This is a genomic window from Streptomyces sp. TP-A0356, assembly GCF_001417775.1.
Taxonomy (GTDB): domain Bacteria; phylum Actinomycetota; class Actinomycetes; order Streptomycetales; family Streptomycetaceae; genus Streptomyces.
Window position 1 is genome coordinate 186,452 of sequence record NZ_BBZJ01000014.1, and the last position, 11,876, is coordinate 198,327.

At 70.6% G+C, this 11,876-nt stretch carries 10 protein-coding genes and 1 tRNA gene; 3 read left to right on the forward strand and 8 right to left on the reverse strand.

Going from position 1 to position 11,876, the window contains the following annotated elements:
* The first annotated feature begins 29 nt into the window (after positions 1-29).
* Positions 30-506 carry a GNAT family N-acetyltransferase gene (locus ASC56_RS06870; RefSeq protein ID WP_055490327.1) on the forward strand — a complete coding sequence of 159 codons (477 nt, stop codon included), beginning with the start codon at positions 30-32 and terminating at the stop codon, positions 504-506.
* 165 nt (positions 507-671) lie between these two features.
* Here the strand turns inward: ASC56_RS06870 and ASC56_RS06875 are convergent.
* The 7 genes from ASC56_RS06875 to galU form a co-directional block, all read right to left on the reverse strand.
* Positions 672-745, reverse strand: a tRNA-Ala gene (locus tag ASC56_RS06875).
* A 96-nt stretch (positions 746-841) separates the two neighbouring features.
* Positions 842-2,041 (reverse strand): gephyrin-like molybdotransferase receptor GlpR, encoded by a 1,200-nt coding sequence (gene glpR / locus ASC56_RS06880; RefSeq protein WP_055490328.1) that lies wholly within the window; start codon positions 2,039-2,041, stop codon positions 842-844.
* Between the two features lie 173 nt (positions 2,042-2,214).
* Positions 2,215-2,847 carry a GNAT family N-acetyltransferase gene (locus ASC56_RS06885; protein ID WP_079102335.1) on the reverse strand — a complete coding sequence of 211 codons (633 nt, stop codon included), beginning with the start codon at positions 2,845-2,847 and terminating at the stop codon, positions 2,215-2,217.
* Positions 2,844-3,425, reverse strand: a complete 582-nt coding sequence (locus ASC56_RS06890; protein ID WP_055490330.1) for a molybdenum cofactor biosynthesis protein B — start codon at positions 3,423-3,425, stop codon at positions 2,844-2,846. The genes ASC56_RS06885 and ASC56_RS06890 overlap by 4 nt, the downstream gene beginning before the upstream one ends.
* The gene (gene moaC / locus ASC56_RS06895; RefSeq protein ID WP_055490331.1) at positions 3,422-3,901 is read right to left on the reverse strand and encodes a cyclic pyranopterin monophosphate synthase MoaC; all 480 of its coding nucleotides are present in this window, start codon (positions 3,899-3,901) and stop codon (positions 3,422-3,424) included. The genes ASC56_RS06890 and moaC overlap by 4 nt, the downstream gene beginning before the upstream one ends.
* Positions 3,902-4,151: 250 nt before the next feature.
* Positions 4,152-5,474 carry a gephyrin-like molybdotransferase Glp gene (glp, locus tag ASC56_RS06900; protein WP_055490332.1) on the reverse strand — a complete coding sequence of 441 codons (1,323 nt, stop codon included), beginning with the start codon at positions 5,472-5,474 and terminating at the stop codon, positions 4,152-4,154.
* Between the two features lie 4 nt (positions 5,475-5,478).
* Positions 5,479-6,381 (reverse strand): UTP--glucose-1-phosphate uridylyltransferase GalU, encoded by a 903-nt coding sequence (galU, locus tag ASC56_RS06905; RefSeq protein WP_055490333.1) that lies wholly within the window; start codon positions 6,379-6,381, stop codon positions 5,479-5,481.
* Positions 6,382-6,514: 133 nt separating this feature from the next.
* Between galU and ASC56_RS06910 the strand changes: the two genes are divergently transcribed.
* Positions 6,515-7,132, forward strand: a complete 618-nt coding sequence (locus ASC56_RS06910; protein ID WP_055490334.1) for a 5-formyltetrahydrofolate cyclo-ligase — start codon at positions 6,515-6,517, stop codon at positions 7,130-7,132.
* 86 nt (positions 7,133-7,218) lie between these two features.
* On the opposite strand, the gene ASC56_RS06915 is transcribed toward ASC56_RS06910, so the two are convergent.
* Positions 7,219-10,014, reverse strand: a complete 2,796-nt coding sequence (locus tag ASC56_RS06915; RefSeq protein WP_055490335.1) for a penicillin acylase family protein — start codon at positions 10,012-10,014, stop codon at positions 7,219-7,221.
* A 218-nt stretch (positions 10,015-10,232) separates the two neighbouring features.
* On the opposite strand from ASC56_RS06915, the gene ASC56_RS06920 reads away from it, so the two are divergent.
* The gene (locus tag ASC56_RS06920; protein ID WP_055490336.1) at positions 10,233-11,798 is read left to right on the forward strand and encodes a potassium/proton antiporter; all 1,566 of its coding nucleotides are present in this window, start codon (positions 10,233-10,235) and stop codon (positions 11,796-11,798) included.
* Positions 11,799-11,876: the final 78 nt, after the last annotated feature.

Here is an 11,876-nt window from a genome sequence, read left to right on the forward strand (position 1 = left end):
AGATGATGCATAGAAGTACGATACCCAGCATGAATATTCGCCAGGTCTCCTTCGACCACCCAGACGCCGTCAAGCTCAACGACCAGGTCCAGGCCGAGTACGCCGTGCGCTACGGGGACGAGGGCGACGCCACCCCGCTGGACCCGTCGATGTTCCAACCGCCGGCCGGGCTGTACCTGATCGCGTACGACCCGCAGGACCGCCCCGTCGCCACGGGTGGCTGGCGCACCCAGGACGAGAACCCCGAGGGCTACCGGGACGGGGACGCCGAGCTCAAGCGGATGTACGTCATAGAGGAGCTGCGCGGCCGGGGCCTGGCCCGCCACATCCTGGCCGCGCTGGAGGAGGACGCACGCGCCGCCGGCCGCACCCGCATGGTCCTGGAGACGGGCACCAAGCAGCCGGAGGCCGTGGCCCTCTACACCTCCAGCGGCTACGAGCCATGCGCCAAGTTCGGCTACTACCGCTTCCACGAACTCAGCCTGTGCTTCGCGAAGCAGCTGTAGGACACCACGGGGCCGGCGCACCCCGGCCCTGTGCGCTCCCTCACACCCGCCAACTCCTGGTCGCACGGGACGCGTTCGGTGGCCCGGAGCAAAACAGAGATCCCGCCCGATCTTCCGATCGGACGGGATCTCCTCAACTGCCTGATCCTCAGGGAGTTGTTGCGGTGGACCTGAGGGGATTTGAACCCCTGGCCCCCTCGATGCGAACGAGGTGCGCTACCGGACTGCGCCACAGGCCCTTGCAACGAGTGAAACTCTAGCATCCCCATCGGCAGGTCCGGAAATCCGTTCCGCCCCTGGTCAGCCCCGGGAAGCGCCGCGGGCCGCCAACACACCTACTCGTTGGCGGCCCGCGGCCGTTCTCCGTCCTCGTACTGGTCGAACAGCGGTGTACGGCCCCGCTCCCGGGACCGCCGCGCCGAGGCCGCCCGACGGGCGTCGCTCCGGCCGTCGTCCCCGGCCTCGGCCCGCTCCTGCGCCCCGGCCCCGGACTCACCGGAATCCGGCTCCGCGTCGGCCCCGGACACCCCCGGCACCGGGGCCGCCTCCGCGGCACTCGACCGGGCGGAGCTCCAGGAGTCCGGCGCCCCGAGGTCCACGCTCGGCGTCGCCCGCGGGGCGACGGGCGCGGTCACATAGGTCGGCAGCGGTACCGGTACCGGATCCCAGCTCTCCCCGTGGCCGGGCCTGCGCTGCCGCTCGCGCTGCTGGTCCACCCACTCCGCGTGGTCGGTCTGCTCGACGAGCGCCCGGCGGTCGGCGGCGAGCGCGGACAGCCCGGGGTCGCTCCCCGGCTCGGGTCCGTCCTCCGTCTCGTCCGCGTCGGAGTCGACCGGCGGCCGCCGCCTGGGATGGCGCTCCCGCAGTCGCTGCGCCGCCGCCTCGGCCCGCCGCCGGTCCATCGTGTACGTGAACCGCTTGCGCTCCTGCGCCCGCAGATACGCGATGTAGACGCTCAGCAGCACAGCCGGCACGCCGGGCGCCCACAGGAACGCGAGCCCTCCGACCGCGGCGACGATCGCGCCCAGCGTGAACGCCAGGAAGAGCATCACGGTCGTACGGCGGCGGCGCGCGAGCACCTTGGTGCGCCGGGCGCGCGCCTCGGCCTCCGCCGAGGGCGCCTTACGTGCCCGGGGCGCGCCCTTGCCCGCCGACGGCCGCGCGGCCGGGGCCGAGGCGTGGGCGCCGGAGGGCGCCGCCTGGCCTGCCGGATCCCGCCGGGCGGGATCCTCCGGCTCCACCCGCGTCCGCGTCTGCTGCCCGGTCGGGGGCATGGCGAAGGCCCGGACGTCCACCGAGCCGGTGACGCCGTCCGGATCGGCGCGGCGCTCCCCCTCTTCGGCGGAGCGGGCCCGCAGGTCCTTGGCATATCGGCGCTCCATGCCCGCCCGTCCGGACAGGAGCCGGATGGCGGTGCTGAAGCGTTCCGTCGGACGAGACTCGTTCAGTTCGTCCTGCCTACGGAGCCACATCGGCACCAAGTAGGCGGCCCAGGCCCCGACGATGACTGCGTAGATGAGGCCGCTGCTGCTCACGCCTCACACGGTAGAGGGGTTTCCGTGAGGCCATCTGCCAATTGGGCCGGTGTGTCGCACGATCTGGCTGATATTTCGAACTTTTTTTGGGACCGATGCGATCAGCAGGCCAACGGGACGGCTAATTCATTGGCCCGAGACGATCGCCGCCCGGTCAATTTCGAACACATTTCTTATTTCCCGCGGTGCGCCTGCTGCGAGCGTGCCCGGTGCCAGCGCGTGAGCAACCCCTCGGGCACCTCTTCCGCCGTGAGCGCGAAGACGAGATGGTCCCGCCAGGCTCCGTCGATGTGCAGATAACGCGGCCGCAGCCCTTCCTCACGGAATCCGAGTTTCTCCACGACCCTGCGGCTCGGCCCGTTCTCCGGGCGAATACAGACTTCGATGCGGTGCAGCCCGACCGTGCGGAAGCAGTGGTCGACGATGAGCGCCACGGCCGTCGGCATCACCCCGCGGCCCGCGACCGCCTCGTCCACCCAGTAGCCGACGTGGCCGGAACACATCGAGCCCCAGGTGATCCCGGCCACCGTCAACTGCCCGACGAGCCGCCCCTGGTACTCGATGACGAAGGGCAGCATCCGGCCCGCGTTCGCCTCGCCGCGCAGATGCCGGACCATCTGGCGGTAGGTCGGCCGGTGCGCGATCGGGCCACTGGGCGTGGGCGGCGGAATGGTCGCCTCCCATGGCCGCAGCCACTCCCGGTTGCGCCGGTTCACCTCGCGCCAGACCCGCTGGTCGCGCAGCCTTATCGGCCGGAGGACGACATCACCGTCCGCCAGCGCGACGGGCCAGGACGGGCTGTTCAGCTCGCACCCCCACTCGGTCTGGAGCGGTCCTCGCCGACCGGGGACCCGCCCGTGTCGGCCCGGGGGTGGTCACCGCCGCGAATCTGGTCGACGGCGTGCACCAACAGGGGTTCCAGGACGGCCAGTCCGTCCTTCACCCCGCCGGTGGAACCGGGCAGGTTGACGATCAACGTCCCGTCGGCCACCCCGGCGAGTCCCCGGGAGAGCGCCGCCGTGGGCACCTTCTCTCTTCCGAACGCTCTGATGGCCTCGGGAATGCCCGGCACCTCGTAGTCGATCACCGCCCGGGTCGCCTCCGGTGTGCGGTCGGTGGGCGAGACGCCGGTGCCTCCGGTCGTCACGATCACGTCGTAACCGGCACGTGAGCCGACCCGAAGCGCGTCCTCCACCGGGTCCCCGTCCGGGACCACCCAGGGACCGTCGACCGCGAAGCCGAACCGGATCAGCGCCTCGGCGATCAGGGGGCCGCCCTTGTCCTCGTACACACCCGTGGCCGCGCGGTTCGACGCGGTCACCACCAGGGCCGCGTACGGCGCCGTCAGGGCGCCGCCGGCCGGCGGCTCGGCCGGTGCCGTCATGCCCGGCTCCAGTCGCCCGACTTGCCGCCCGTCTTCTCCTCGACGCGCACGTCCGTGATCACCGCACCCTTGTCGACCGCCTTGACCATGTCGATCACGGTCAGCGCCGCCACGGTGACCGCGGTGAGCGCCTCCATCTCGACGCCCGTGCGGTCGGTGGTCTTCACGGTGGCCATGATGTCCACGGCGTCGTCCGCGACCGATAGATCCAGCGTCACACCCGACACCGACAACGGGTGGCACAACGGGATCAGATCCGGTGTGCGCTTGGCGCCCATGATGCCCGCGATGCGCGCGGTGGCGAGTGCGTCGCCCTTGGGGACGCCCTCGCCGCGCAGCAATTCGACCACGCGCGGTGAGACCAGCACGCGTCCGCTGGCGCGCGCGGTCCGGTCGGTCACGTCCTTCCCGGAGACGTCGACCATGCGGGCTGCTCCCGCCTCGTCGATGTGGGTCAGTCGGTCCTGCGTACTCATGTGCTGCAGCGCTCCCGGTCCGGGCCCGGCGCGGTACGGCGCACAGGCCTGTTGTGCGCGACACGGTACCGCCAACCCGGCACGAACAGCCGAGCAAGGTCCACGGACCGGACCACCCGACCGACAGAAGACCCACACACCCGACAGCCCACCCGGACGAAGCCCCCGAACCCGGACACTCGACGTACGCGAAGCTCCCGGAAGCGGCCGGGGTTCTCGGCAGGGGCGAGGCGCCGCAGGCGGGGAGGGGTCAGCCGAGAAGGACCACCTCGACCTCGGTGCCCGGCTCGACCGACGTGTCGTCCTCGGGGACGACGATCAGCGCGTCGGCCTGCGCGAGCGCCGCGATCAGGTGCGATCCGGCGCCGCCGACCGGGGTCACCGTGCCGTCGGAGTACTTCCCGCGCAGGAACTGCCGGCGGCCCGCGGGCGAGGTCAGCGCCTTGTCCGTCTGCAGGACGGCCCTGGTGCTGGGACGGGTCACGTCCGTCAGCCCCATCAGCGTGCGGATGGCGGGACGGACGAACAGCTCGAAGGAGACGTACGACGACACCGGGTTGCCCGGCAGCGCGAGCAGCGGCGTGTGGTCGGGTCCGATGGAGCCGAAGCCCTGGGGCTTGCCGGGCTGCATGGCCAGCTTGCGGAACTCGATGCCGCTGCCCGCCTCCTCGGCGTCGCCGACCGACGAGAGGGCCTCCTTGACGACGTCGTACGCCCCGACGCTCACCCCTCCGGTGGTCACCATGAGGTCGGCGCGGACGAGCTGGTCCTCGATGGTCGAGCGGAGCGTGTCGGCGTCGTCGGCGACCGCGCCGACCCGGTAGGCGATCGCGCCGGCGTCCCGGGCGGCGGCGGTGAGGGCGAAGCTGTTGGAGTCGTAGATCTGGCCGCTCGCCAGTTCCTCGTCGGGCTGGACGAGTTCGCTGCCGGTGGACAGGACGACGACGCGCGGACGCGGGCGCACCCGGACCGCGCCGCGGCCGATCGCGGCGAGCAGGGCGATCTGCGGCGGGCCGAGGACGGTGCCCGCCGTGAGGGCCAGGTCACCGGCCTTCACATCGCTGCCCGTCGCGCGCACATGCGCCCCCGCCTCGGCCGGGCGGTGGACCCGCACCTGCCCGGAGGCACCCTCCGGGGACAGGCTGCGGGCCCGCATGCCGGAGACGGGACCGCCGCCCAGCCCGCCGTCGGTCCACTCCACGGGGACGACGGCCTCGGCCCCGGGCGGCAGGGGGGCGCCCGTCATGATGCGCGCGGCCTGGCCGGGCCCCACCTGGAGCAGGCCGTGCGAGCCGGCCGCCACGTCCCCGATCACCGTGAGGACGGCCGGGAACTCCTCGCTCGCGCCCGCGACGTCCGCGACCCGCACCGCGTACCCGTCCATCGAGCTGTTGTCGAACGGCGGCAAGGAGACCGGCACGGTCACGTCGTCGACCAGGACGCAGCCCTGGGCGTCGAGCAACTGCAGCTCGATCGGTTCCAGGGGGCGGACGGTGGCGAGGATGTCCTCCAGGTGTTCGTCCACCGACCAGAGCTGGTCCTGGCCGGTGGCGCGGGTCGCGGCGGCGCTCAAATCGCTACATCTCCTCGGCTACGTAACTGCGAAGCCAGGTCCGGAAGTCCGGGCCCAGGTCTTCACGTTCGCACGCGAGTCTGACAATGGCACGCAGATAGTCGCCACGGTCGCCGGTGTCGTAGCGGCGGCCCTTGAAGACGACGCCGTGCACCGGCCCACCGACCTTCTCGTCCTCGGCGAGCTGCTGGAGGGCGTCGGTGAGCTGGATCTCGCCGCCACGGCCCGGCTCGGTCTTGCGCAGTATGTCGAAGATGTGCGGGTCGAGGACATAGCGGCCGATGACCGCGTAGTTCGACGGGGCGTCCGCCGGGTCGGGCTTCTCCACCAGACCGGTCACCTTGACGACGTCGTCGTCCTCGGTGGGCTCGATGGCAGCACACCCGTAGAGGTGGATCTGCTCCGGCGCGACCTCCATGAGCGCGATGACACTGCCGCGGCGCTGCTCCTGGACCTCGACCATGCGGGCCAGCAGGGGATCGCGCGGGTCGATCAGGTCGTCGCCGAGGAGGACCGCGAAGGGCTCGCGGCCCACGTGCGGGGCGGCGCACAGGACGGCGTGGCCGAGACCCCTGGGGTCGCCCTGGCGGACGTAGTGCATCGTGGCGAGGTCGCTGGACTCCCGGACCTTCGCCAGCCGTTCGGCGTCGCGCTTCTTCTCCAGCGCGGACTCCAGCTCGTAATTGCGGTCGAAGTGGTCCTCGAGGGGGCGCTTGTTGCGGCCGGTGATCATCAGGACGTCGTCGAGCCCCGCGGACACGGCCTCCTCGACCACGTACTGGATCGCGGGCTTGTCGACGACCGGCAGCATCTCCTTGGGCGTGGCTTTGGTGGCCGGCAGGAACCGGGTGCCGAGGCCTGCTGCGGGAATGACAGCCTTGGTGATCCTGGGGTGCGACTCAGTCATGTCCGCAACCATATCGGGTGGGTATGGGCGGAAACTGTGGCTCCGATTAATTTGCTCTCATATGAGCGCATTCAGGAAGGGAGGCCGCTGACCTGTGGGTCCCATGGAACACGAGACAGAGCCTGACAAACGAATGTTGCGGCGAGGAGTCCTCGCGGTGAGAGGCGGGTTGACGGAGGCCGACGTACGCGAGGCGGCGGCCGCGCTCGCCGAGCGGGCCCTGGAGCTGCCCGAGCTGGCGGACGCGCGCACTGTGGCGGCGTACGTCTCCGTGGGGAGTGAACCCGGCACCCTCGCGCTCCTTGACGCGCTGTACGCCCGGGGCGTGCGCGTGCTGCTTCCGGTGCTTCTGCCGGACAACGACCTCGACTGGGGTGCGTACGCCGGGCCGGACTCCCTGCTGCGCGTCCGGCACGGCGGGAAGATGGCCCTTCTGGAGCCCGCGGGCGAGCGCCTGGGCCCGGAGGCCGTCCGGCATGCCGACGCCGTGCTGCTGCCCGGCCTGGCCGTCGACGCGCGCGGTATGCGCCTGGGGCGCGGCGGAGGCTCGTACGACCGGGTACTGGCCCGCCTGGAGGGTGCGGATGCCGAGCCCGCGCTGGTGGTGCTCCTGTACGACGCGGAGGTCGTCGAGCGCGTCCCGGCGGAGGCGCACGACCGTCCGGTGCACGCGGTGGTCACACCGTCGGGCCTCCGCCGCTTCCGCCCGTCCTACCCCTCGTCCCACGGAGATCCGTCTAAAGGGCGCTAGGGGTGCTCGGCACCGCTCGGCACGCCCCGGCACGAAACCGGCCCTCCACGCGCGCGTGGAGGGCCGGTTTCACGGTGCGGGGTCCGTCAGGGCTTGAGCACCAGCGTGTCCGTCGTGCTGCCGTCGACCGCGCCCTTCGAGAAGTGCCACGACAGCAGTTCGCCGTTGGCCCACTTGTCCGTCTGGTCGGTGTAGTGGGCGCTGTAGGCGTGACCCGAGGCGCCGGAGAGGTTGATCCACTTGGACTTGTCGAGGTCGTCCAGGTTGACCACCATCCGCATCGACGGCACCCAGACCGCGCCGTAGCCGCCGGCCGCGTTCCAGCCGGTGGCGTTCACGGTCGCCTCGCCGCCGTCGAGCTTCCAGGGGCCGCGGTTGAGCATGTACTGCAGTATGCCGGGGCCCCCGGTGCCCAGGGTCTGGTTCTTCAGGAACAGCCGGTGCAGCCGGCCCCAGCTCCAGGTGTCGATGTCCTTGCCGAGCTTGGCGGTCAGCTCCCAGCGCGCGTCCTTCAGGGCCCGGGCGAACAGCTCGTCGCGTGTCGTCGTGGCCTTGTCGGTGCGCGTCGCGGGCGTCTGCCACCAGTCGTTCTTCTGGTCGTCGATGATGTTGCGCACGACCTCGAACCAGCGGTCGCCGCCGTCCGGCTGCGCCTGGTCCGTGTCGCGCTGACCGCACTCGCGCACCTTCTGGTTCGCGTCCGCGGGCCCGGTGGTGTCGGCCGGCTCGACCCACAGGCACTGGCCCTTGACCCGCAGCTCCTTGGGCAGCTTGTTGCCGAAGGCGAGCTTGAGGATGTTGCGCCAGACGGCGTTGAAGTACGCGGCCGCCGCCGAGTCGGCGTCCTGGGTGTAGTCCCAGCCCTCCAGCAGCTTCTGCGCCTGCCGGACGTTCTTGTCGGAGACGTCGATCTTCAGCAGCTTGGGCACCAGGAGCTTGGCGATCTCGCTGCTGTTGTCGAGCTGCATCTGCCGCATGTCGTCGGTCGAGACCTTGCCGCCACCCTTGATCTTCGACTCGATCAGGTCGGCGATCCGCTGGCTGCGCGTGCCGTAACCCCAGTCCGTGGTGAGCGTGTAGGGGTACTTGCTCTTGTCGGTCACGGCCTGGTTGGCGGTGACGATGTAGCCGCGCTGCGGGTTGTACTCGTACGGCAGCGCGTCCTGTGGGATGTAGCGGCCGCTCCAGGCGTAGCTGGAGTCCCAGCCCGGCGCCGGCAGCGAGCCGTCCTGCTTCTTCGAGCGCTGCGGGATCCTGCCCGGCAGCTGGTAGCCGATGTTGCCCTGGGTGTCGGCGTAGACCAGGTTCTGCGAGGGCACGTCGAAGGACCGGGACGCCTTGCGGAACTCGCTCCAGTTCGACGCCTTGTCGATCTGGAGGACGGCGTCCATGGAGGTGCCCGGGTCCAGCGCGGTCCAGCGCAGCGCGATCGCGTAGCCGTCGCCGCGGTCGGGGGCCACGGTGTCGACGGCGGCCTTCTTGCCGACCTTGACCAGCTCGTCGTCGCGGTCGGACAGCAGCGGGCCGTTGTTCGTCTCGCGGACGACGATCTGCTTGGACGCGCCTCCCGCGATCTTGATCGTCTCGGTGCGGGTGGTGAACGGCAGCACCTTGCCGTCGTACAGGTAGCCCTCGCCGGACAGCTTCTCCAGGTAGAGGTCGGTGACATCGACGCCCGAGTTGGTCATGCCCCAGGCGATGTGCTGGTTGTGGCCGATGATCACGCCAGGCAAGCCCGCGAAGGTGTAGCCGGTGACGTCGTACTGGCACGTGCTGGAGAGCGTGGTGCAGTGCAGACCCATCTGGTACCAGACCGAGGGCAGCGTGGCCGACAGGTGCGGGTCGTTGGCCAGCAGCGGCTTGCCGGTGATGGTGTGGCTTCCGGCGACGACCCAGGAGTTGGAGCCGATGCCGTTGCCGTTCACGCCCACGGCCGTGGGCACGTTGTCCAGGACCTTGTAGAGACCCGCCAGCTGGCCCTGCAGGGCCGAGGACGAGGACGAGGAGGACGAGGAGGAGGAAGCCGAGGTCGAGGAGGAGGAAGCCGAGGTCGACGTCGAGGTCCCGGTGGCCGGCTGCGAGCCCGTGGCGCCGTTCTGCTCGAACGTCTTGGTGAGGGCGCTGTACTGGCCCTCCTGGATGATCGGCTTGTTGCGGCCGTAGGGATACTCCGGGTACAGGTCCGCGATCTGCTTGGGGCCCAGGCGGCTGGTCATCAGGGAGCGGTCGATCTCCTCCTGCATGTTGCCGCGCAGGTCCCAGGCCATCGCCTTGAGCCAGGAGATCGAGTCGACCGGGGTCCAGGCCTCGGGCCTGTAGTCGTTGGTGAGCCCCAGGGCCGCGTACTCCAGGGAGATGCTCTTGCCGTCCTTGCCCTTCAGATAGGCGTTGACTCCCTTGGCGTACGCCTGGAGGTACTTCTTCGTGGAGGCCGACAGCGTGGTGTCGTACTCCTTCTGCGCCACCCGGTTCCAGCCGAGGGTTCGCAGGAACTCGTCGTTCTTGACCTGGCCATTACCGAACATCTCGGACAGACGTCCGGACGTCATGTGCCGGCGCACATCCATCTCGTAGAACCGGTCCTGCGCCTGGACGTAGCCCTGCGCCATGAACAGGTCCGCGTTGGACGAGGCGTAGATCTGCGGGATCCCGTAGGCGTCACGTTTGACGTCGACGGGCCCCGACAGTCCGTCGAGGGTGATGGAGCCCTTGGTCTGCGGGAAGGAGGCACGCACGGTGCTGACGGACCAGTACCCGCCGTACCCGAAGCCTCCCACGAGGGCCACGACCAGGACGATTACGAGCAGACGGGCTCTGCGCCCCTTCTTCCTGCCGGACTTGCCGGGCTTCTGGCCGGAAGAGGCGGTGGTGTTGGGGGGCATCGCTGTCCTTGCTGTCCTAACACGAGCGGCAGGGCGGGCTGTGCTTTCTACTGAGCGCTGGAGCAACCATAGGCGCAGGGCCAACCCCGCCTTGACGCGGAGTCGGGAACCGGCCCGGACCGGAGTTCGATCATGCGCCCCGAAGCGTCAAGAAACCGTCAAGACTTAGGTAAGGTAACGAAGTACCTGCACTGAAGTCCGCGGCAGCACCGGGCTTCATGTGCTCGGATCGAGGTGTCCGCGTCGCGGCGCCCGGATTGGCGAGAAGGGAACGGCCGCTGACTGTCCACCACCTCAACCAGCTCCTGCTCGCCTGCTCGATCGTCCTGCTCATCGCCGTGGCAGCGGTCCGGATCTCGTCGCGCAGCGGGCTCCCCAGCCTGCTCGTCTACCTGGGCATAGGCATCGCGATGGGCCAGGACGGGGTCGGCGGCATCCACTTCAACAACGCCGAGCTCACCCAGGTCATCGGCTACGCGGCCCTGGTCGTGATCCTTGCCGAGGGCGGTCTCAGCACGAAGTGGAAGGACATCAAGCCGACCCTGCCGGCGGCCTCCTCCATGGCGCTCGTCGGCGTCGCGGTGAGCGTCGGCGTGACGGCCGCGGGCGCCCACTACCTGAGCGGTCTCCCGTGGCGGCAGTCGCTCATCATCGGAGCGGTGGTGTCCTCGACCGACGCGGCGGCCGTCTTCTCGGTGCTGCGCAAGGTCCCGCTCCCCCCGCGCGTGACGGGCATGCTGGAGGCCGAGTCCGGCTTCAACGACGCCCCGGTGGTCATCCTCGTCGTCGCCTTCTCCACGGCCGGCCCGGTGGAGCACTGGTACACGCTGCTGGGCGTGATCCTGCTGGAGCTGGCCATCGGGGCCGCCATCGGCCTCGCGGTGGGCTGGCTCGGCTCCTGGGGTCTCAGGCACGTGGCGCTGCCCGCCTCCGGCCTCTACCCGATCGCCGTCATGGCCATCGCGGTGACGGCGTACGCGGCCGGCGCGCTGGCCCACGGCAGCGGCTTCCTCGCCGTGTATCTCGCCTCGATGATGCTGGGCAACGCCAAGCTGCCCCACTGGCCCGCCACCCGCGGTTTCGCCGAGGGCCTCGGCTGGATCGCCCAGATCGGCATGTTCGTCCTGCTCGGTCTGCTGGTCACCCCGCACGAACTGGGCGGCGACGTGCTGCCCGCCCTCGTCATCGGCCTGGTGCTGACCATGGTGGCGCGGCCCCTGAGCGTGCTGGTGAGCCTGGCGCCGTTCCGGCTGCCGTGGCAGGAGCAGGTGCTCCTGTCCTGGGCCGGGCTGCGCGGCGCGGTGCCCATCATCCTGGCGACGATCCCCATGGTGAACGGCGTCGCCGGCAGCCGGCGGATCTTCAACATCGTCTTCGTCCTCGTCGTCGTCTACACCCTGGTCCAGGGGCCGACGCTGCCGTGGCTGGCCCGCACCCTGCGCCTGGACAAGGGAATGGGAGCCGCCGACCTCGGGATCGAGTCGGCGCCCCTGGAGCGGCTGCGCGGACATCTGCTGTCCGTCGCGATCCCCGAGGGGTCGCGGATGCACGGCGTCGAGGTCAACGAGCTGCGGCTGCCGGCCGGGGCCGGGGTCACGCTCGTGGTCCGGGAGGGCAAGTCGTTCGTGCCGCTGCCGACGACGGTGCTACGGCACGGGGACGAGCTCCTCGTGGTCGCCACGGACCAGGTCCGCGACGCGGCGGAGAAGCGGCTGCGGGCCGTCGGGCAGGGCGGCAAGCTGGCCGGGTGGCTGGGAACGGGCAACGGGACGCCGAGCCGCTGAGAGCACCCGCGCCCGGCCCGGCCCGGCGGGTGCGGGCATCCGGCGTCGGGCTTCCGGCATCGGGCTTCCGGCATCGAG

Bases quoted from the DNA above. Each gene is read 5' to 3' on its own strand.
- ASC56_RS06870 (WP_055490327.1), top strand. From the start codon at position 30: ATGAATATTCGCCAGGTCTCCTTCGACCACCCAGACGCCGTCAAGCTC.
- ASC56_RS06890 (WP_055490330.1), bottom strand. From the start codon at position 3,425: ATGACGGCACCGGCCGAGCCGCCGGCCGGCGGCGCCCTGACGGCGCCG.
- moaC (WP_055490331.1), bottom strand. From the start codon at position 3,901: ATGAGTACGCAGGACCGACTGACCCACATCGACGAGGCGGGAGCAGCC.
- galU (WP_055490333.1), bottom strand. From the start codon at position 6,381: ATGACTGAGTCGCACCCCAGGATCACCAAGGCTGTCATTCCCGCAGCA.
- ASC56_RS06910 (WP_055490334.1), top strand. From the start codon at position 6,515: ATGTTGCGGCGAGGAGTCCTCGCGGTGAGAGGCGGGTTGACGGAGGCC.
- ASC56_RS06915 (WP_055490335.1), bottom strand. From the start codon at position 10,014: ATGCCCCCCAACACCACCGCCTCTTCCGGCCAGAAGCCCGGCAAGTCC.
- ASC56_RS06920 (WP_055490336.1), top strand. From the start codon at position 10,233: ATGTGCTCGGATCGAGGTGTCCGCGTCGCGGCGCCCGGATTGGCGAGA.